The sequence below is a fragment of the Rhodococcus sp. C3V genome, assembly GCF_029269915.1.
In the GTDB taxonomy this organism is placed as follows: domain Bacteria; phylum Actinomycetota; class Actinomycetes; order Mycobacteriales; family Mycobacteriaceae; genus Rhodococcus_F; species Rhodococcus_F qingshengii.
Window position 1 is genome coordinate 41,235 of sequence record NZ_JARJBE010000007.1, and the last position, 19,234, is coordinate 60,468.

At 62.7% G+C, this 19,234-nt stretch carries 20 protein-coding genes and 1 tRNA gene; 9 read left to right on the plus strand and 12 right to left on the minus strand.

Going from position 1 to position 19,234, the window contains the following annotated elements:
• The first annotated feature begins 18 nt into the window (after positions 1–18).
• Together P3G66_RS18735 and P3G66_RS18740 are read left to right on the plus strand one after the other, a co-directional pair.
• A complete protein-coding gene (locus tag P3G66_RS18735) occupies positions 19–1,311 on the plus strand; it encodes a carboxylesterase family protein (protein ID WP_058227135.1) in 1,293 nt (430 codons plus the stop codon).
• Positions 1,312–1,361: 50 nt separating this feature from the next.
• Entirely contained in the window at positions 1,362–2,288 is a 927-nt protein-coding gene (locus P3G66_RS18740) for a LysR substrate-binding domain-containing protein (protein WP_003943516.1), read from the plus strand.
• A 58-nt stretch (positions 2,289–2,346) separates the two neighbouring features.
• Here the strand turns inward: P3G66_RS18740 and P3G66_RS18745 are convergent, their stop codons facing one another.
• The 9 genes from P3G66_RS18745 to P3G66_RS18785 form a co-directional block, all read right to left on the minus strand.
• The gene (locus P3G66_RS18745; RefSeq protein ID WP_003943460.1) at positions 2,347–3,705 is read right to left on the minus strand and encodes an MFS transporter; all 1,359 of its coding nucleotides are present in this window, start codon (positions 3,703–3,705) and stop codon (positions 2,347–2,349) included.
• Positions 3,706–3,889: 184 nt separating this feature from the next.
• Positions 3,890–4,885 (minus strand): amidohydrolase family protein, encoded by a 996-nt coding sequence (locus tag P3G66_RS18750; protein ID WP_042446676.1) that lies wholly within the window; start codon positions 4,883–4,885, stop codon positions 3,890–3,892.
• 3 nt (positions 4,886–4,888) lie between these two features.
• The gene (locus tag P3G66_RS18755; RefSeq protein WP_003943511.1) at positions 4,889–5,410 is read right to left on the minus strand and encodes a 3-hydroxyanthranilate 3,4-dioxygenase; all 522 of its coding nucleotides are present in this window, start codon (positions 5,408–5,410) and stop codon (positions 4,889–4,891) included.
• Positions 5,407–5,859, minus strand: a complete 453-nt coding sequence (locus tag P3G66_RS18760) for a RidA family protein (RefSeq protein WP_003943520.1) — start codon at positions 5,857–5,859, stop codon at positions 5,407–5,409. Before P3G66_RS18760 ends, P3G66_RS18755 begins: the two co-directional genes overlap by 4 nt.
• Positions 5,856–6,629, minus strand: coding sequence for a fumarylacetoacetate hydrolase family protein (locus P3G66_RS18765; protein ID WP_221742612.1), 774 nt, complete (start codon positions 6,627–6,629; stop codon positions 5,856–5,858). Before P3G66_RS18765 ends, P3G66_RS18760 begins: the two co-directional genes overlap by 4 nt.
• Before the next feature lie 42 nt (positions 6,630–6,671).
• Positions 6,672–8,147 carry a 2-hydroxymuconic semialdehyde dehydrogenase gene (locus P3G66_RS18770; RefSeq protein ID WP_042446666.1) on the minus strand — a complete coding sequence of 492 codons (1,476 nt, stop codon included), beginning with the start codon at positions 8,145–8,147 and terminating at the stop codon, positions 6,672–6,674.
• 126 nt (positions 8,148–8,273) lie between these two features.
• On the minus strand, positions 8,274–9,059 hold the full coding sequence (locus P3G66_RS18775) for an MBL fold metallo-hydrolase (RefSeq protein WP_007732381.1): 786 nt from the start codon (positions 9,057–9,059) through the stop codon (positions 8,274–8,276).
• Complete coding sequence (locus P3G66_RS18780; RefSeq protein WP_003943508.1) at positions 9,059–9,529, minus strand: RidA family protein; 471 nt, start codon at positions 9,527–9,529, stop codon at positions 9,059–9,061. The genes P3G66_RS18775 and P3G66_RS18780 overlap by 1 nt, the downstream gene beginning before the upstream one ends.
• A 5-nt stretch (positions 9,530–9,534) precedes the next feature.
• Complete coding sequence (locus tag P3G66_RS18785; RefSeq protein WP_003943454.1) at positions 9,535–9,699, minus strand: hypothetical protein; 165 nt, start codon at positions 9,697–9,699, stop codon at positions 9,535–9,537.
• A 53-nt stretch (positions 9,700–9,752) separates the two neighbouring features.
• Here P3G66_RS18785 and P3G66_RS18790 point away from each other — a divergent pair, with 53 nt between their 5' ends.
• Together P3G66_RS18790 and P3G66_RS18795 are read left to right on the plus strand one after the other, a co-directional pair.
• Positions 9,753–10,766: an ArsA-related P-loop ATPase gene (locus P3G66_RS18790; protein WP_037130910.1), complete on the plus strand. Its 1,014-nt coding sequence runs from the start codon at positions 9,753–9,755 to the stop codon at positions 10,764–10,766.
• Complete coding sequence (locus P3G66_RS18795; protein WP_007732380.1) at positions 10,766–11,944, plus strand: ArsA family ATPase; 1,179 nt, start codon at positions 10,766–10,768, stop codon at positions 11,942–11,944. The genes P3G66_RS18790 and P3G66_RS18795 overlap by 1 nt, the downstream gene beginning before the upstream one ends.
• Before the next feature lie 18 nt (positions 11,945–11,962).
• Here P3G66_RS18795 and P3G66_RS18800 read toward each other — a convergent pair whose 3' ends face one another.
• Positions 11,963–12,286, minus strand: a complete 324-nt coding sequence (locus P3G66_RS18800) for a WhiB family transcriptional regulator (RefSeq protein WP_007732375.1) — start codon at positions 12,284–12,286, stop codon at positions 11,963–11,965.
• A 291-nt stretch (positions 12,287–12,577) separates the two neighbouring features.
• Here P3G66_RS18800 and P3G66_RS18805 point away from each other — a divergent pair, with 291 nt between their 5' ends.
• Positions 12,578–14,947 (plus strand): transglycosylase domain-containing protein, encoded by a 2,370-nt coding sequence (locus P3G66_RS18805; protein ID WP_003943525.1) that lies wholly within the window; start codon positions 12,578–12,580, stop codon positions 14,945–14,947.
• A 95-nt stretch (positions 14,948–15,042) separates the two neighbouring features.
• Here P3G66_RS18805 and P3G66_RS18810 read toward each other — a convergent pair whose 3' ends face one another.
• On the minus strand, positions 15,043–15,519 hold the full coding sequence (locus tag P3G66_RS18810) for a GatB/YqeY domain-containing protein (protein ID WP_003943491.1): 477 nt from the start codon (positions 15,517–15,519) through the stop codon (positions 15,043–15,045).
• Positions 15,520–15,651: 132 nt separating this feature from the next.
• On the opposite strand from P3G66_RS18810, the gene P3G66_RS18815 reads away from it, so the two are divergent.
• The 4 genes from P3G66_RS18815 to P3G66_RS18830 all read left to right on the plus strand — a co-directional run bounded on the left by P3G66_RS18815 (position 15,652) and on the right by P3G66_RS18830 (position 17,600).
• A complete protein-coding gene (locus P3G66_RS18815) occupies positions 15,652–16,620 on the plus strand; it encodes a metallophosphoesterase (protein WP_042446661.1) in 969 nt (322 codons plus the stop codon).
• Positions 16,621–16,674: 54 nt separating this feature from the next.
• A tRNA-Pro gene (locus P3G66_RS18820) sits at positions 16,675–16,748 on the plus strand.
• Positions 16,749–16,822: 74 nt separating this feature from the next.
• On the plus strand, positions 16,823–17,146 hold the full coding sequence (locus P3G66_RS18825) for a hypothetical protein (protein WP_003943496.1): 324 nt from the start codon (positions 16,823–16,825) through the stop codon (positions 17,144–17,146).
• Between the two features lie 100 nt (positions 17,147–17,246).
• Complete coding sequence (locus P3G66_RS18830) at positions 17,247–17,600, plus strand: VOC family protein (protein WP_058227115.1); 354 nt, start codon at positions 17,247–17,249, stop codon at positions 17,598–17,600.
• A 1-nt stretch (position 17,601) separates the two neighbouring features.
• Here P3G66_RS18830 and P3G66_RS18835 read toward each other — a convergent pair whose 3' ends face one another.
• Positions 17,602–19,158 (minus strand): acyl-CoA synthetase, encoded by a 1,557-nt coding sequence (locus P3G66_RS18835; RefSeq protein ID WP_007732369.1) that lies wholly within the window; start codon positions 19,156–19,158, stop codon positions 17,602–17,604.
• Positions 19,159–19,234: the final 76 nt, after the last annotated feature.

The window sequence follows — 19,234 nt, forward strand, 5'->3', positions numbered from 1 at the left end:
ACAAGAAGAAAGGAACCCATGCCCTCGTTCGAGACGGTGATCGCATCCACCCCTTCGGGGAAGGTCCGCGGCCGAAAGCGTGACGGTTCCTACTACTTCGGTGCGATCCCCTACGCCAGCGCACCGCGCTTCGAGAAGCCTCGACCGGTGGAACCGTTCTCCGACGTCTTCGACGCCACAGCGCTTGGAACGGTCTTCCCCCAACCACCTTCACGACTCGAACGCATCATGGGGCCACCGCTCCCCGAACCGGAGCACAGCGAGGACAGCTTCACCGTCACCGTCACAACCCCGTCGCTGACCGGTCATCGCCCGGTGATGGTGTGGCTTCACGGTGGCGGGTACTCCAGTGGCGGCGGCTCACTCCCCTGGTACGACGGCGGCGCTTTGTCAGCCGAGGGCGACGTCGTCGTGGTGTCGGTCAACTATCGCGTCGGCGTGCTCGGATACCTCCTCCTCGACGGCGTCAGCGAAGGCAATCTCGGGGTACACGATCAGATCGCGGCGCTCGAGTGGGTGCGCGAGAACATCGAGGCATTCGGCGGCGACCCAGACTCGGTCACCGTATTCGGGCAGTCGGCCGGCGCCCATTCCATTGTGAATCTGTTGAGCAGTAACAACTCTCGAACCCTGTTCCATCGAGCAATTCTGCAGAGCACCCCACGGCCGGACCTCAACTTCACGCAGGCTGCCGCGATCGAGAACGGGGAGACGTTTGCTCGACTGCTCGACGGAGATCCTCGGACCGCGCCGCTCTCCCACATTCTCGACGCATTCCGCGGCACGGCTGTCGAGTTCAGCCGGCGGTCCCCCAATGTCGTGCAACCGCCCTTCGCGCCGATCTCCGAACTGGAACCGGTGATCCGAACTTTCGAAACAGCGCCTGACGTCATCGTGGGATACACCCGAGACGAGGGATCTGCTTTCGTGCGCGACCTAGCGGGAGTACCCGATCCCGAACACGTCGCCGAAAAGGCACTGACACAGAACATGTTTGCCGAACCGGCAATGGAGCTGGCCGAGACCTTCACAGCGGCCGGCGCGTCGGTGTACACGTACCGCTTCGACTGGGCACCGACGGACGACGTCTTCGGAGCAACTCACTGCATAGAATTACCCTTCGTGTTGGGAACCGAGCAGTCCTGGCAGGGCTCACCGATGCTGGGCAGCAGCGACTGGCAGAGCATCGACGCACTGGGCCGTCGGATACGCCGGCACTGGACGTCGTTTGCGCACACGGGAAGTCCGGACAGCAGCGAAACCTGGGAGAAGTACGCCTCGTCCCAATCGATCGGAATCACCTTCTCCTGAGCAACTTCGGGCGCCTACCCACCCGGAGAAATCCCGTCTAGGATTGCTCCATGGACATGCCCAAGCTCCTCGACGGGCGACTCAAACTCCGCCATCTCCTGCTCGTCGACGCATTGAGCCGTCAGGGCAGTGTGGTCGGCGCCGCTGCCGCACTTCACATCACGCAACCCGTCGCGACCCGCAGTCTGCACGACATCGAGTCCATTCTCGGCGTCTCGCTCTTCGACCGCGGCCCACGCGGCATCACCCCGACCATTTTCGGCGAGGCCTTCACAACTCATGCACGGGCCGTGATCGCGCAGCTGACCGAAGCCGGGCGACACGTCGTCGAACTTGCCGACGCCAATCGCGGAACCGTCATCGTGGGAACACATCTCGCCGGATCCAACGTGCTGCTTCCCGGCGCTATCGCGCGCCTGAAGGTTCACCACCCGTTGCTCACCGTCGTCGTGCGCGAAGGTACGCCAGAGCAGTTGCTCACCGATCTGGAAGCGGGCCGAATCGACCTGATCGTCGGCCGGCTCACCTCACCTACCGATGACACCGCGACAAGACGGAACCTCTACGCCGAATCCGTCGAACTCGTCACCCGCGTAGATCACCCGCTCGCTCACCGCGAGGACGTCCAACTCGAAGAACTACGCGGCTTCCCCTGGATCCTTCCCGGGGTCGAGACAGTGCTCCGACGCGAACTCGAGGAGTTCTTCGCCCGGAACGGCTTGCCGTTGCCCGAAAATCGGGTCGAGGCAACCTCTTTCCTCACCGTGCGTCAGCTACTGGTCGAGACCGACATGATCGCGGTACTACCGAGCCTCATCCCCCGCGACGACGCGCGCTTGACCACCCTGTCCATCACACTCGATCCGATCGGGCACAGCGTCGGCATCACCTCGTCGGCGACTCGCACGTCGAGTCCGTCCGCGCAGGCCCTGATCGCGACGCTGGAGTCCTTTGCAACTGAGCTCATGCGACCGTGAAACGCCGATCGGCCCGTTCCCTCTGGAGGGAACGGGCCGATGTCGGATCGACCAGGACTCAGGCGTTTTCGGAGACGCGAATCTCCTCGTGCTCCAAGCCCCGCGACGAATCGGGGACAATCTTGAACAGTGCGATGGCACCGACCAGGCTGATCGTGCACACCCCGGCGAGATACCAGGTCACACCGACCGAAGATCCGGTGGCGTCGAGCAGAGCCGTGGCGATCATCGGTGCCAGTCCACCGCCGAGAATCGCGCCGCTCTGGAGGATCAGAGACGAGCCGGAATAGCGGACCTTGGCCGGGAAGGTATCGGCGATGATGCTGCCCTGGACACAATGTGTGACCGGAACGATCAGGCCCATGCCCAGGAACGCGATGACGGCGACCATTTTGTTCTCGGTGTTGAGGAGCGGGAAGAACACGATGCACCACAACAGGATTGCAGCTGATCCGCCGATGAACATGTGCCGACGCCCGTACTTGTCGGCGATCTTTGTCCAGAACGGGATGGAAAGGAACCACAGGACTGCTGCCGCGGTCACGCTGAGCACCAGGAATTGCTTGTCGTAGCCCAGATGTTGAGTTCCGTACGACAGGGTGAACACCATGAAGGCGTACGCCACGGCGGAGTTCGCCAAGCACGCGGCAAGCGTGAGAGACAAACGGGGGAAGCCGACCTTGAGCGACTCACGCAGCGGGAAGCGGACTATTTCGCCCTTCTCCATGATCCCGGCGAAAGACGGCGACTCGGTGACGCGCAGGCGAATCACCAGACCGATCGCCACCAGAACGAAGCTGAGCAGGAACGGGATTCGCCAACCCCACGAAGCGAATGCCGAGTCCGACATCACGGCGTTGGTCGTCAGGAAGATGCCGTTGGCGAGAACCAGTCCGGCGGGTGTGCCCATCTGCGGGAAACCTGCATAGAGATTCTTCTGCCCCGCCGGCGCGTGCTCCATCGACATGAGTGTCGCGCCGGCGCCTTCACCGCCCAGACCGATGCCCTGAACGACGCGCATTGCCACCAGGAGGACGGGCGCCCAGAAACCGATGGAGTCGTAGTTCGGGATGAGGCCGATGAGTGTGGACCCGACGCCCATCATCACCAATGAGACCACGAGCGTGGCCTTGCGCCCGATCCGGTCACCGAAGTGCCCGAACACGAGTCCACCCACCGGCCGTGCAATGAACCCGACGGCGAAGGTGCTGAAGGCAGCCAGCGTGCCGGCCGTGGGGCTCAGGCTCGGGAAGAATTGTTTGTTGAAGATCAACGCGGCGGCTGTGCCGTAGAGGAAGAAGTCGTACCATTCGAGAGTTGTGCCGGCCAGGGTTGCCATGGCAACTCGGCTACGGGCCGCTTTCTCCGGCAACGGCTTTCCGTCGCTCGTAGTGCTGTTGGATATCTTGTCTGACATCGCGGAACCTATCGATTGGATGGGGCAGGCGGACGATGAAGTCTGTAGTCACCGACCCCGTCTTCGGGATTGTCGGTATCACGAGCGTCGTCGATCGTTGTGTTTGGAATTGTGCTCGCTCGAGACATGACTCACAAATGCCGAATTCACCGTCCGCCATACCGGAAAAGGTATAGCCGGGGCCTCAGACGAGACCCAGGAAACGTTCGGCATTCCCCCGCGAAATCAGTTGGCGCGCAGTATCGTCCAAGAACTCACTCTTGCGAACCACCTCACCGACCGGACGCTCCCCCAAGGGGTACGGGTAATCACTACCCACCATCACACGGTCCACCCCCACCGTGTCCACCAACAGTCGCAGCGCACGCTCGTCGAAGACGACGGAATCCACGTAGAACCTTCCCAGGTAGTGCGAAGGCGGGAACTGCGACGTACCGATGATGTCGTTGCGGCCGTGCCAGGCGTTTTCCATCCGGCCCAACCAGAACGCGAAAGATCCACCACCGTGCGCAAATCCGATCTTGAGACGATCGTCGATCTTGTCGAACACCCCACCGAGAATCAGTGCGAGTATCGACAGGTGCGTTTCGGCCGGCATCGCAGTGAGCCACTGCGCCATCCAGCGATCGAGGCGCGGAGAGTTGGCCATGTCCCACGGGTGCACGAATACCGGCACGTCCAGCGACGCGCAGTGCTGCAGGAACGTCACCACCCCCTCGCTGTCGAGGTCCAGATCGCCGACATGATTGCCGATCTCGACACCGCGGTGCCCGTTCGCGATGCACCGCTCCAACTCACGGCACGCTGCGTCGGTGTCTTGCAGAGGCACCTGGCAGAACGGAATCAACCGATCCTTCGCCGGCTCCACGATCTCGAGTGCGAGGTCGTTGAAGATCCGTGCAATGCGACTTGCCTGCTCACCGCTCCGGCCGTAGTTGAAGAACGCCGGAGTAGGTGAGACGACCTGCTTCTGCACGCCGTCGGCATCCATGTCCCGAAGCCGCACCTCGGCGTCCCAGGCATCGGACTGGATGCGACGGAACTCCTTGGTGCCCATCATGATCATTGCTTCGGTTTCCGACTCGACCTTCAGCCACGGCGCTTGCGGCCCCGCGTCTTCGGTCAGATCCGGCCACCCGTTGGGCACGTAGTGGGTGTGGATGTCGATCAGGTTGCTCATAGCTCAGCCCTTGCCGGGATGGAGCGTGCCGCACTTGTCACACGTGCGGGCTTCTTCGCTCTCGTAGAACTTGACGAACACCGGCGGAAGGTCGGCCACGATGTCGCGCACCTGAAGTTCGACCTCGTGAATCTTGTGATCACATTCGAGGCAGTACCACTGGAACTTCTCGAGCGTGCCTTCCTTGCGGACGCGTTCGATGACCAGGCCGATCGAGCCCGCGGTGGGACGCTGCGGCGAATGCGGAATGTCTCCTGGCAGCAACCAAGTTTCACCCTCGCGAATGTCGACGCGCTGAGGACCGTCTTCGGTCATGACATTGACGTGGATGTCGCCTTCGAGCTGGTAGAACCACTCCTCGTACGGATCGAGGTGGTAGTCGGTCCGCTGGTTGGGGCCGCCGACGACCTGCACGATGAAATCGTCTCCGAGCGCCATCGTCTGATTGTTGACGGGCGGCTGCAGGAGGTGGCGGTTGTCGTCGATCCACTTCTTGAAGTCGATGACGGGAGGAATCGTGGTCATGATGCATTCTCCGTATCTTCGGACGCCGAGCGTCGGGAGGCGGGCACGTACGCCACGCCGGAAATTTCGATGAGCAGGTGAGGGTGGGGCAGCTGGTGAACAGCCACAGTCGTTCTCGTCGGACCGTTTTCGTCGAACAGTTCGGCGTACACCTCGTTGTATCCGCCGAAGTCGTTCATCGACACCAGGTAGGAGGTGACCTGAACCAGATCACTCAGTTCTCCACCCACTTCGGCGAGAATCGCCGCGATGTTCTCGATGACGGCACGCGTCTGCGCCCGAATGTCGAGCGCCGTCGTCCCCATCTCATCGACCTCGACGCCGACAAACGTGTTGTCGGGTCGACGCGAACTGGTCCCGGAGACATAGACGAAATCGCCGACCACCTTGACGTGGGGGAACTTTCCGCGCGGCTTCGCCAGCTTCTCGATGACCTGCGCCCCACTCATCGCTTCACACCTTTCACCGTGACGGTTCCGAGTCCGTCGATCGTGCACTGTGCGACGCCCTCGTCGAGTCGCACAGCTGCTGTGGCGGCACCGGCCAGAATTACCTGACCGGCGCGCAACGGAATTCGGCGTCGGCGGGCGATGTCGAGCAGTGCATGCAAAGCGCGCGCCGGATCGCCGAGAATGGCCGACGTGGAACCGACTACCGTCTCACCGCCGACTTCCATACGTACGGAACGGTCTTCGACGTTCTGTAGCGGCAGCCACCGCCCGATCACGTATCCGGCAGCGCTGGTGTTGTCAGCGACGACGTCGGTGTAGGTGAAGCGGAAGTCGCGATAGCGCGAGTCGATGATCTCCATTGCGGGAGCCAGCGCGTCGACGCAGGTTTCGATGTCGACGTTCGGATCGTCGAGATCGACGTCCTTCGACAGGCGGTATGCCACTTCGGGTTCGATCTTGGGATGAATGAACGTCCTCAGGTCGACTTCGCCGCCGTTGCTCACGCACATCGCGTCGGTCAACTGACCGACGATCACTTCGGAGACACCCATCTGCGCCATCTTCGCTTGGCTTGTGAAACCGAGCTTGATACCCACAATCGATTCGCCACGGCTGGTCCGCCGTTCGAGGAGTTCGTTCTGGATCCGGTAGGCCTCGTCGATGTCGATGGTGTGTTCGTCGGCGAGGCTCGGGGTGTCGGTGCGAGTCTGCGCAGCGTCGTCGAGGCGACGCGCGAGCGCGGATACGGTGTCTTCGGGGGCTGTCATCACGCCTCGCTCATTTCTGGAAAACTTTTGCGGTTTCGATGTTCACAGTTGCACACATACATTCGTCGGTTCGGTGTAGAAGTGCAGCGAGGACTCGCCGCCCTCACGTCCGATGCCGGACAGGCCCATGCCGCCGAAGGGAGATCGCAGTTCGCGGGTGAACCACGTGTTGACCCAGGAGATTCCGACGTTCATCTTCTGCGCGACGCGGTGCCCGCGGCGCAGGTCGTTGGTCCACACGGAGGCAGCAAGGCCGTACTCGGTGTCGTTTGCGAGGGCGATCGCTTCGGCTTCGGTCTCGAACGGAATGAGTGCTGCGACGGGTCCGAAGATCTCCTCGCGCACGGCGCGATCCTTGTTGGTCAAGCCTGTCCACAGGGTGGGTTCGATCCAGGATCCGCCCGACAGTTCCTGTCCGAGGTCCGGAATACCGCCGCCGGTCAGCACTTTCGCGCCTTCCTGCTCGGCGATCTCGAAGTAGTCGAGTACCTTCTTCCGGTGTGCCTGCGAAATGAGCGGTCCGGTCGTCGTTGCATCGAGCGTCGGGTCGCCCAGACGCAGTCCTGCTGCCCGCTCGACGAGTCCACCGGCGATGTCGTCGAAAATGCTGCGGTGCACGTACACCCGCTCGGTGCACAGGCAGACCTGGCCGGTATTGGTGAACACCGATTTGGTCAGGCCCGTCAGGGCTTCGTCGATGTCGACGTCGTCGAAGACGATCGCGGCGTTCTTGCCGCCGAGCTCGAACGAGACCGGACGGACTCGCGGCGCAACGGTTTTCATGACATGCGAACCCGTTGCCGAAGATCCGGTGAAGGTGACCCCGTCGATACCGGGGTGCGTGGTGAGGAACTCGCCGGCCGAGTTCGCACCGAATCCATGGACGACGTTGTAGACGCCGGCAGGCAGGCCGACCTCTTCGAGCACCTCGGCCAGCAACGACGCAGTCGCCGGGGTCTCCTCGGAAGGTTTGACCACCACGGAGTTTCCGCACGCGAGCGCGGGCGCAACCTTCCAGGTCAGGAGAAGCAGCGGCAGGTTCCACGGAACGATCACGGCGACGACGCCGAGCGGCTTGCGGATCGCGTAGTTCAGCGCCTGCTTGCCGCCCGCGAGATCCGTGACAAACGATTCCTGTCCCGCCGCGGCGACGATGTCGGCGAAGGTGCGGAAGTTCGTCAGGGCGCGCGCGACGTCGAGTTCGCGTGCCTGCGTGATCGGCTTGCCTGTGTCCGCCATCTCTGCGGCGACGAACTCTTCGAATCGCTCCTCGATCCGGTCGGCGGCGCGTCGCAGCAGAGCCGTCCGCTCTCGAACCGGCGTATCGGCCCAACCGTTGTCCAGAGCACGTCTGGCAGAGGTCACGGCCCGATCGACCAGGGCCTTGTCGGCCTCGTGGACCCGGGCGAGAACACGGCCCGTTGCTGGGTCGACCTGATCGAAGCTCGACGACTCGTCGGGTTCGACATAGGAGCCGTCCACGTAATTGCGGATCCATCCGTCGCATTGTGAGGTCATGGACTAACTATTGGCCCGTGACCCATATCAAACAAATGCAAAAACTGCCGCCAGCTATACCTCGATCGGCATAGATGGCGGCAGTTCGGCCACACAACTCAGCTCTGCATGTCGGCGCCGAGCGCCTCAGCGTCGCAGATACGCCAACTGCACGTTGACGGATTTCTCCGCGACCGGCCACAACTTCGGGTCCACGTCTGAGTAGACGTGTTCGACTACGTCGCGCACCGAGGCCGACTCCCCCAACGTCGACAGAGCGGCCCGCACCTGATCCAGACGCTCCTCGCGGTGGGCGAGGTACTGCTGCGAAATCGCCTGCAGATCGGGCAGGTCCGGACCGTGCCCGGGAAGAACCGTCAGTCCTTCGCCGAGTGCGGCCAGCGATCGCAGCGAGGTGAGGTAGTCCCCCAGATCGCCGTCGGAGTCGTCGAGAACTGCCGTGCCGCGGCCGAGAATGGTGTCGCCCGTCAGCACGCTCGCATCGTTCTCGATGACTATCGACACCGAATCCGCGGTATGACCCGGCGTCGCGAGGATCCGCAACTTCAGGCCCGCTACCTCGATCACTTCACCGTCGACAAGCGCCGAAGCGCCCCCGCGAAGAAAAGTAGGGTCGACGGAACGCACTGGAGCCGAAGTCAATTCGTGGAAACGGTCCACCCCGCCGGTGTGGTCGTAGTGCCGGTGCGTGATCAAGGTCAGCGCTACCGGACCGATACCAGCGACACGTTGCAGGTGTTCCTCGTCGTTGTCGCCTGGATCGACGACAACACACTCGACGCTGCCCGGAGCATGCAGAATCCAAGTGTTCGTACCGTCCAGCGTCATCATGCCCGGGTTGTTCTCGAGCAAAACCGAAGCGATGTCGGTGACGCGGCGAAGCTGCGCGTAGGCGGGATGGACAGTCGACATCAGCGAACTTCGACGATCAGTTCCACCTCGACCGGAGAGCCGAGGGGAAGTTCTGCCACGCCGACTGCCGAACGGGCGTGGATACCGGCGTCGCCGAGCACCTCACCGAGGAACTCGGATGCGCCGTTGATCACGCCGGGCTGACCGGTGAATCCTTCGGCGGATGCCACGAAGCCGACAACCTTGACGACACGAACGACGTTGTCGATGCCGACCAGGGCGTCGATGGCAGCGAGAGCGTTGAGCGCGCAGGTGCGAGCCGCGGCCTTGGCGTCCTCATCCGACACGCCCGCGCCGAGCTTGCCGGTCAGCGCCAGTTTTCCGTCGACGAACGGGAGCTGACCCGACGTGTACACGTGGTTGCCGCTGCGAACCGCGGGAACGTAAGCAGCGACGGGTGCCGCGACGGCGGGAAGTGCAATGCCCAGTTCGGCGAGACGCTCCGACCAGGTCTGTGTTGCCTCTGCCATGTGATTCAGCCCTTCGGACGCTTCATGTACGCGACGTGCTGCTCGCCCGACGCGCTCGGCAGGACGGCGACGAGTTCCCAGCCGTCGACACCCCAGTTGTCGAGAATTGCCTTCGGATTGTGGACCAGCAACGGAGTCACGGTGTATTCCCAGGAAGTTATTTCGCTCATGCGGTGAGCCTATCCCGCGTACATCTTCGGCCCCAGACTTATAGGCTCGCGGTGTGGTTGCATCCCAAGATGAGCTGAGCAGGACCTGGCCCGAGTCTGCGACGAAGGCCCGCCTGCACTTTGTGTCAGGTAAAGGCGGAACCGGTAAGTCCACGGTTGCCGCCGCGTTGGCGCTCGCGTTGGCCGAAGGCGGCAAGCGCGTTCTCCTCGTGGAGGTCGAGGGCCGCCAGGGAATCGCGCAGCTCTTCGACGTACCACCGCTTCCACCGCAGGAGACCAAGGTCGCGGCCGCCGAAGGTGGCGGTGAAGTGATGGCTCTGGCCGTCGACATCGAGACCGCGTTCCTCGAATACCTCGAAATGTTCTACAACCTCGGCTTCGCCGGCCGGGCGATGCGTAAGTTCGGCGCCATCGAATTCGCCACCACAATCGCTCCAGGCCTTCGCGACGTTCTGCTCACCGGCAAGATCAAGGAGTGCGTCATCCGCACCGATCGAACCGGCAAACGCGTGTACGACGCCGTTGTCGTCGATGCTCCCCCGACCGGGCGGATCGGCAGCTTCCTCGACGTCACCAAGGCGATGGCCGACCTCGCCAAGGGCGGCCCGGTGCATTCGCAGAGTGAAGGCGTCGTTCGGCTGCTGCACTCGCCGGAGACCGTCGTACATCTTGTTGCGCTTCTCGAAGCGCTGCCCGTTCAGGAAACCGCCGACGCCGCCGCAGAACTGGCGCGTGACGACCTCAACCTCGGTGCCATCATCGTCAACCGCGCCAGCCCGAGGTTCTTGCCCGAAGACCAACTCTCCGGTGCTGCAGCCGGCAACATCGATGCAGCTTCGATCCGGTCGACGCTCTCCGATGTCGGCATCGATCTGTCCGACGACGACTTCGCCGGCCTGCTCACCGAGACGATCGAGCACGCGTCGGTGCTCGAAGCTCAAGAATCCAGTGCGGAGAAGCTCCGCGAGATCGACGGCGCGCGGGTGCAACTTCCCGCACTCGCCGACGGCGTCGATCTCGGTGGGCTCTACGAGCTGGCCGAATACCTCACGGAACAGGGCGTGTGATGACCGAGACCACCGAGAACGTGACGGTCGGCAGTTCCAGGACCGGCCGACGCGCAGCTCCTGCCCTCGATATTTCGGCGATCATCAAGGACCCGACGGCCCGGATCGTGGTGTGTTGCGGCGCAGGTGGCGTCGGCAAGACCACGACGGCTGCGTCGCTGGCGTTGCGGGCAGCCGAAGAGGGCCGACGCGTAGTCGTCCTCACCATCGATCCGGCCCGTCGCCTCGCACAGGCCTTGGGTGTGGCCGAACTCGACAACACTCCGCAGCCGGTGAAGCTGGGTCCCGAGGCCACGGGCGAACTCCACGCGATGATGCTGAACATGCGTCGGACTTTCGACGAGATGGTCATCGAGCATTCGAGCCCTGAGAAGGCCGAGCAGATCCTGGCGAATCCCTTTTACCAAACCGTTGCCACATCGTTCTCCGGAACGCAGGAGTACATGGCGATGGAGAAGTTGGGGCAGCTGGCGTCGAACGACGCGTGGGATCTGGTGATCGTCGATACCCCGCCGTCGCGCAATGCGCTCGACTTCCTCGACGCTCCACAGAGGCTCGGAACATTCCTCGACGGACGGATGATCCGGCTGCTCTCGGCACCCGGCCGTGGCCTGACCAGGCTCGTGGCCGGCGCGATGGGATTGGCCCTGAAGGGTGTCTCGACCATCGTGGGAAGCCAAATGCTTTCGGATGCATCGGCATTCGTGCAGTCGCTCGACTCGATGTTCGGCGGTTTCCGTGAACGCGCCACGAAGACCTACGAGTTGCTGCGTCAGCCGGGGACTCATTTCCTGGTGATCGCAGCGGCCGAGCCCGACGCTCTCCGTGAGGCGGCGTTCTTCGTCGATCGCCTTGCGGGTGACTCGATGCCGTTGGCCGGTCTGGTTCTCAACCGCACTCACCCGACGTTGACGGCTCTGCCTGCCGATCATGCGGTGACCGCCGCCGACAAACTGGAAGCGAAGGAAAATGCGACCGAGGCCGAAGCCCTCACCGCAGCCGTTCTCCGCATCCATGCCCATCGGGCAGTGATCGCGAAGCGAGAAATCGCCTTGCTGAGTCGATTCACCGCAGCTCACCCGAGGGTGCCGCTGATCGGTGTTCCGTCGCTACCGTTCGAGGTCTCGGACCTCGAGGCGCTGCGCGCGGTGGGAGATCAGCTCACTCGTAAGGGCTGATCCCCCGATCGACCTGGATCAGACTGCTGAGTGATGCTGGCGCTGGTCTTCGAAGAACTCGGACCAGGAGTCGACGTCGGGGTGCTGCTTGAGCAGTGCACGGCGCTGACGTTCGGTCATTCCGCCCCACACACCGAACTCGACACGGTTGTCGAGAGCATCTGCTCCGCACTGCATGAGGACCGGGCAGTGACGGCAGATGGTGGCTGCCTTGCGCTGTGCGGCGCCACGAACAAAAAGTTGGTCGGGATCGACCTCGCGGCATCGCGCCTGAGTTACCCAGGCAATTCGTGCCTCGGCCTGCTCGATGTCCAAACGGCTACTCGGGGTGGCTGTGTACATTCTGGGTCCCCTCTACAAAGTCTGACCGTCGCCATGAGGCGAGCAGCGCACCATCTCAGCCGTCTCGCGGTAGCACGTGAAAGCTGAGACACATTCGTGATCGAGTGTTACGTCGATCACACTGATCACAATTTAGGTAAAGAACGCCCCTAACGCAAGACGGTCGGGAGCATTTTTTGGTACGGCAGTACAAAGCGCGTGTTCAGGAGGTTTTGAACACCCGCAAAACACTGAAACCGGTTCCAATGGGTGGGCACACGTACTCTGTAGATCGTGTCGATTGCAAAAACAGTGGCGAAGCTCGCCGGAAGCTCCGCATTGGCGGGTGTCCTGGTCGCAGGGGTGATGTTCCCGGTGGCCGGCGGATTCGGATTCGCGTCCAATCGCGCTGCCGATACCGTCGACAACGTCTCGGCCGAACTGGTCGAAGGCACGGTCCCCGCGGTGTCCACCATGGTCGATGCGGCAGGCAATCCCATTGCCTGGCTGTACGACCAACGACGCTTCGAAGTCCCGAGCGAGAAGATCTCCAACAACATGAAGTTGGCGATCGTCTCCATCGAGGACCGCCGGTTCCCCGACCACAAGGGCGTCGACTGGCAGGGAACGCTGCGCGCCTTCCTCACCAACACGACGACCGGTGAAGTGCAGCAGGGCGCGTCGACACTCGATCAGCAGTATGTGAAGAACTACCAACTGTTGGTCGTGGCCAAGACGGATGCCGAGCGCCGCGCTGCCATCGAGACCACCCCGGCCCGAAAGATCCGCGAGATCCGGATGGCGCTGACGCTGGACAAGGAACTCACGAAAGACGAGATCCTCACCCGGTACCTCAACCTCGTACCTTTCGGCAACGGATCCTTCGGCATTCAGGACGCGGCTCAGACCTACTTCGGCGTCGACGCCGCAGATCTGACCGTTCCGCAGTCCGCGATGCTGGCCGGCATGGTTCAGTCCAGCTCCGCGCTGAACCCGTACACGAACGTCGAGGGCGTGACCGAGCGTCGTAACACCGTGCTCGACACCATGATCACGAACATTCCGGATCGTGCCGACGAGTTCCGTGCAGCCAAGGAAGAGCCCCTCGGCGTCCTCGAAACCCCCAACAACTTGCCGCGCGGCTGCATCGCTGCAGGCGATCGCGGATTCTTCTGTGATTACGCACTGAAGTACCTCTCGGATGCCGGAATCACCCGCGACCAGATCAACGAGGGTGGTTACCTCATCAAGACCACTCTCGATCCGCAGGTCCAGGCGTCCACCAAGGCCGGACTGAACGCGAACGCGAGCGCCAACCTCGACGGCATCGCGAACGTGATGAACGTGATCAGGCCGGGCCAGGATTCACACAAGGTCATCGCGATGGCCAGCAGTCGCACGTACGGACTCAATGCCGACGCCGACGAAACCGTCCAGGCGCAGCCGTACTCCCTTGCCGGTGACGGTGCGGGTTCCGTCTTCAAGATCTTCACGACCGCTGCGGCGATGGAGAAGGGCCTCGGCATCAACGCGACCCTCGACGTGCCCAAGCGCTTCGAAGCCAAGGGCATGGGTAGCGGTGGTGCGGCAGGCTGCCCGGTCTCGACGTACTGCGTGGAGAACGCCGGCAACTATCCGCCGACGCTGTCCGTGACCGACGCCCTGGCACAGTCCCCAAACACCGCTTTCGTCAAGCTCATCGAGGCGACCGGCGTCACGCCGACCGTCGACATGGCTGTCCGTCTCGGCATGCGCTCGTACGCCGATCCCAACACCTCGGGCTTCGACGAGCGCAGCATGGCCGACTTCCAGAAGGAACAAAACCTCGGTTCGTTCACCCTCGGCCCCACCTGGATCAACCCGCTCGAACTCTCCAACGTCGCGGCCACTCTCGCCTCGCACGGCAAGTGGTGCCCGCCGAGTCCCATCGATTCGGTCTTCGACCGCTACGGCAAGCCGGTGGCCGTCACCGAGCAGGGCTGTGAGCAGGTCGTCGAGCCCGGCTTGGCAGACACACTCGCCAACGCTATGAGCCGTGACGACGTCGGCGCCGGTACGTCTGCCGGTGCCGCGAGCAGCGCCGGATGGAGCCTGCCGATGTCGGGCAAGACGGGTACCACCGAGACCCACAAGTCCTCGGCGTTCCTCGGTTTCACCAACAACCTCGCTGCGGCCGTCTACATCTTCGGCGACTCCCCGACACCCGGCGAGATCTGCTCGAGCCCGCTACGTCCCTGCTACAGCGGCAACCTGTACGGCGGTACCGAACCGGCGAGATCCTGGTTCGCGGCAATGAACCCGGTCGCCAACAACTTCGGGCCCACCTCGCTGCCCCCGATCGACGAGAAGTACGCACGGGGATCACAGAACGGCCAGGTTCCCGAGGTTGTCGGCCTGAGCCAGTCGGCGGCGACGTCGAGGTTGCAGGCGTCCGGCTTCACGGTCAATTCCGTGACCACGGCATCCGGAGCACGGGCGGGAACGGTCACCGGAGTTTCGCCGTCCGGGTCCGCGATCCCGGGTTCGACCGTCACGATCTACATCAGTGACGGGTCCGTAAGGGCTCCGGCAGCACCCGCATCCCCGGCAGCTCCAGCAGCTCCGGCACCGGGCGCGACTCCCCCGGATGCGACTCCGCCGGGAGGCGAACCCGCACCGCCTGCGGGGACCCCACCGAACTGACGGCCCTGAAAACTGACGGCTCTGAAAACAAGAACGGCCGCGATCTCCGAGTGACTCGGAGCTCGCGGCCGTTTTCGGTTTCCGGTGGCGCGCTTCTACAGGCGGGACTTCACTGCTGCAGAGATACGTGCGCCATCGGCCTTGCCCTTGGCCAGCGCGCTGGCGGCCTTGATGACCTGGCCCATCTGACGCATACCCGGACGCTCACCAAGCTCCTCGGACACCTGAGCGAGGGCGGTGTCGACGACGTCGACGAGTTCGGCGTCGGTCAACGGCGTCGGCAGGTACTCGTCGATGATCTGAGCTTCGGCGCGCTCTTTCGCGGCAAGTTCACCGCGGCCGTTCTCGGTGTAGATCTCGGCCGATTCGCCGCGCTTCTTCGATTCCTTTGCAAGGACTTTGATGATTTCTTCGTCGGTGAGGACCCGTGCTTCCTTACCGGCAACCTCTTCGGTCTGGATGGCTGCCATGAGCATCCGAAGGGTGGCTGTACGTAGCGGATCCTTCGCCTTCATGGATGCAACCATGTCGGTTCGGAGGGTGGCTTTGAGCGATGGTGTCGTGTCGGACATGGTGGAAACGCTACGCGCTCGGCGTTTCGAGCGTGCCGATAGTTACCTCCGCCCGGACACAATTCTCTGTGGAATAGCTGTAAAAGGCGGCGAGAGCGACGCAGAAGAACGCCACACCCGTATCCTTGAGAGGTGTCTTCCCAGTTCCGCACCAATCTGACCCGCACCGCACTTGGTGCCGCGGGCGCCGCTGCACTAGGGATCGGGTACGCATCCGGCATCGAACGCAATGCATTTGCACTGCGTGAGGTGACGATGCCAGTCCTGGCGCCCGGTTCGTCGTCGCTGCGGGTCCTCCATCTCAGCGACCTGCACATGATGCCGAACCAACGGTTGAAACAGAATTGGTTGCGTGAGCTCGAAGGCCTCGACCCCGACCTCGTAATCAACACCGGCGACAACTTGTCGCATCAGCGCAGCGTCCCGGCAGTGGTCCAGGCGCTCGGCGATCTGTTGGCTCGGCCGGGTCTGTTCGTCTTCGGCAGCAACGACTACTTCGCTCCGAAACCGAAGAATCCACTGAGCTACATCTTCAACAAGGACAAGCGCATCACCGGCGATCCCCTCCCCTGGGGCGATCTGAGGGCCGCGTTCACCGAACGTGGATGGCTCGACATGACCCACGTGCGCCGCGAACTCGAAGTGGCCGGTATTCGCATTGCTGCCGCCGGCGTCGACGATCCGCACCTGAAGCGCGATCGCTACGACACCGTCGCCGGAACACCGAATCCCGTCGCCCAGCTCAAGCTCGGCCTGACGCACTCACCCGAACCTCGAGTTCTCGACCGGTTCGCCGACGACGGCTACGACCTGGTGCTCGCCGGCCACACGCACGGTGGTCAGCTGTGCCTTCCGTTCTACGGCGCGCTGGTCACCAACTGCCAGATCGACCGATCCCGGGTCAAGGGACCGTCGAAGTGGGGCGCGCACACCCAGCTGCACGTCTCAGCGGGCATCGGCACTTCGCCGTGGGCTCCGGCACGCTTCTGCTGCCGCCCCGAGGCAACTCTGCTGACTTTGGTTCCGGCGACCAGGCGCGAACCGGAGCATGTCTCCGCACACAGTTCCGCAGAGTCTCCAGCGTCGGTTCTACGCAACTGACCTGCGGATTTAATGTCAGTCGACTCGGTAATGTAAGCTAACCGAGGTTCGACACGGGGTGTGGCGCAGCTTGGTAGCGCGCTTCGTTCGGGACGAAGAGGTCGTGGGTTCAAATCCCGCCACCCCGACAGTGAAGAACAGAAATCGAGGCCCTTCCGCTTACGCGGGAGGGCCTCGATTTCGTTGACGATAAGGTGAAGCCGTGGCATCCGAACCAGACTTCGCGCACAACGACATGGCGAGCCGTAGCCGACGTGAGAAAGCTGTCGGTCTTGCCAAGTTCGCCTGGGATCGCGATATCAGTAGTGCAGAGTTGCTCGACATGCCCGACGATCGGCTGCGCAAGCTTGCGCGGGCGGCGGGCGCCAATCCGCCGAGCACGCGGGAGACCTGGACGATCGCGGCCGGACTGCTCGACGAGAAAGCCGTGTGGGCAGCAGCCAACCCAGACCGTCCCGAAGCTCGGCGTGAGCATCCCGACGAGAAGATCATGTGGGTGAAGAAGCCGATCGAGCCCTGGCTGTGACAGCCGAATTGAGTGCAGCTGTGACAGCCGAATTCAGCGCAGGTGTGACAGCCGAATTGAGTGCAGCTGTGACAGCCGAATTCAGCGGAGCTGTGAACCGGTGATCGGGCAGGTCGATGAAGTAGTTGTGGATTGCTCCGCACCAGCCCAGTTGGCGATCTTCTGGGCCGGAATCCTCGGTGGGCAGCCGGTGGAGCGGAGCGCGGAGTGGGCGTTTGTCGACCCTCCAGGATGGACTCGCCTCGCCTTCCAACGTGTACCGGAATCCAAGCTGACGAAGAATCGTCTACACATCGACGTCAGTGTGGATGACGTCGTCGCTGCGACCGAAGCTGCCGAGCGCCTCGGCGCAACTCGGGTCGGCACTGTCCAGGAGGACCCGGCCGGCACCTTTCAGGTGCTGCTGGATCCCGAGGGAAACGAGTGGTGCGTCGTCCGAAGTGCCGGAAGGTGATTTACGCTCCCGCTACGGTTTCGCGAGCCCAACGGTAGTCGGCCTTACCGCTGGGCGAGCGGAGGATGGTTGGTACGAGCACGATCGAGCGGGGGATCTTGTACCCGGCGACGTGGGTGCGGCAATGCTCCGACAATGATTCCGTCGCAACATCTTCGAATCCCGGTCGAACCTGCACCACCGCGGCGACCTTCTCACCGAATCGAGTGTCGGGCGCACCCGCCACCAAAGCGTCGAAAACTGCCGGGTGAGTTTTGAGTGCCTGCTCCACTTCTTCGGGGTAGACCTTCTCGCCGCCGGAGTTGATGCACATCGAACCGCGCCCGAGCAGCACGATGGTTCCGTCGGCTTCCATCGTGCCCATGTCCCCGAGCACCGCCAGACGAACCCCGTCGACGACGGGAAAAGTTGCAGCAGTCTTGGCCGGGTCGCCGAAGTAGGCAACGGGAACATGGCCGGCCCGGGCGATGAAACCGACTGTGTCCGAGCCTGGTTCGATGCGACGGAATTCGTCGTCGACAAGAATCATGTTGGGGTTGGATCGAATTCGCTTGGAACCGTCCTCACCGAATTCGACGACGCCGTCGTTGCCGGATTCCGAAGCACCGAATGCATCCTTGATCACCAACCCCGGTAGTCGGGTTGTCAGTTCTGCTTTCAGGTTCGGGGAGAACAACGCGCCACCCGACCCGATCAGTTGGAGAGTCGAAAGGTCGTAGCGCCCTTCGCTTGCGGTGATGGCGTCGGCGATCGGCCGAGCAATTGCGTCGCCGACGACGGTGATTCCGGTGATCTTCTCGGCCTCGACCAGTCGCAACACTTCCATCGGATCGAAGCTGCGGGTCAGCACTCGGGGCGCTCCCATGAGGAATGCCGTGAGCAGTGAATAGATTGCGGCTCCATGCATGAGCGGCGGGATGAGTAGCAGCACAGTTGGATTGGTGTTCGCTACAGCTGCATCCACAACCTCTTCGAGGCTACGACGCGGCGGCCCGCTGAGGTTCGCTCCGGACAGGGCGGCAAAGAAGAAGTCCTCGTGCCGCCACACCACACCCTTGGGCATTCCGGTTGTGCCGCCGGTGTAGATGATGAAATGGTCGTCGTTGCTGCGAGGGCCGAAGTCGCGGGTATCAGTCTGCGCGGCAAGGGCGTTCTCGTAGTCTTCGCCGACGATCAACACGTGGGTGATCTCCGGACACTGCGGAACCACGGCCAATGCCGTCGGCGCGAATTCCTCTTCGACCAGCAGTGCCACCATTTGAGAGTTGGTGTAGATGTACAGGAGTTCTGCATCGGTATAGCGGAAGTTGACGTTGATCGGTACCGCTCTGATCTTCAAGCAAGCCAGGAGCGCTTCGACGTACTCGACGCAGTTACGCATGTGAATACCGACGTGCTGCCCAGGCTCGACGCCCACCGACTGCAGGTGATGAGCGAGTCGGTTCGATCGCAGTTCGAGTTCGGCGTAGCTCAATCGCACGTCTTCCAGAATCAAGGGAACTCGATCGGGGATCGCATCGGCAACGGCCTCGAACAGATCGGCAATGTTCAGGGTCATCGAAATCCTCACTACACGCGTCTTCGCTTACCAGTACAGGTCTTTCGCGAAGCTAACACGTTGGTCGCACCCTGTA

Coding starts and splice junctions, on each gene's coding strand:
- P3G66_RS18735 (WP_058227135.1), top strand. CDS start 19: ATGCCCTCGTTCGAGACGGTGATCGCATCCACCCCTTCGGGGAAGGTC.
- P3G66_RS18785 (WP_003943454.1), bottom strand. CDS start 9,699: ATGAGCGAAATAACTTCCTGGGAATACACCGTGACTCCGTTGCTGGTC.
- P3G66_RS18760 (WP_003943520.1), bottom strand. CDS start 5,859: ATGAGTGGGGCGCAGGTCATCGAGAAGCTGGCGAAGCCGCGCGGAAAG.
- P3G66_RS18740 (WP_003943516.1), top strand. CDS start 1,362: ATGGACATGCCCAAGCTCCTCGACGGGCGACTCAAACTCCGCCATCTC.
- P3G66_RS18780 (WP_003943508.1), bottom strand. CDS start 9,529: ATGGCAGAGGCAACACAGACCTGGTCGGAGCGTCTCGCCGAACTGGGC.
- P3G66_RS18775 (WP_007732381.1), bottom strand. CDS start 9,059: ATGTCGACTGTCCATCCCGCCTACGCGCAGCTTCGCCGCGTCACCGAC.
- P3G66_RS18770 (WP_042446666.1), bottom strand. CDS start 8,147: ATGACCTCACAATGCGACGGATGGATCCGCAATTACGTGGACGGCTCC.
- P3G66_RS18810 (WP_003943491.1), bottom strand. CDS start 15,519: ATGTCCGACACGACACCATCGCTCAAAGCCACCCTCCGAACCGACATG.
- P3G66_RS18755 (WP_003943511.1), bottom strand. CDS start 5,410: ATGACCACGATTCCTCCCGTCATCGACTTCAAGAAGTGGATCGACGAC.
- P3G66_RS18795 (WP_007732380.1), top strand. CDS start 10,766: ATGACCGAGACCACCGAGAACGTGACGGTCGGCAGTTCCAGGACCGGC.
- P3G66_RS18765 (WP_221742612.1), bottom strand. CDS start 6,629: ATGACAGCCCCCGAAGACACCGTATCCGCGCTCGCGCGTCGCCTCGAC.
- P3G66_RS18745 (WP_003943460.1), bottom strand. CDS start 3,705: ATGTCAGACAAGATATCCAACAGCACTACGAGCGACGGAAAGCCGTTG.
- P3G66_RS18835 (WP_007732369.1), bottom strand. CDS start 19,158: ATGACCCTGAACATTGCCGATCTGTTCGAGGCCGTTGCCGATGCGATC.
- P3G66_RS18800 (WP_007732375.1), bottom strand. CDS start 12,286: ATGTACACAGCCACCCCGAGTAGCCGTTTGGACATCGAGCAGGCCGAG.
- P3G66_RS18750 (WP_042446676.1), bottom strand. CDS start 4,885: ATGAGCAACCTGATCGACATCCACACCCACTACGTGCCCAACGGGTGG.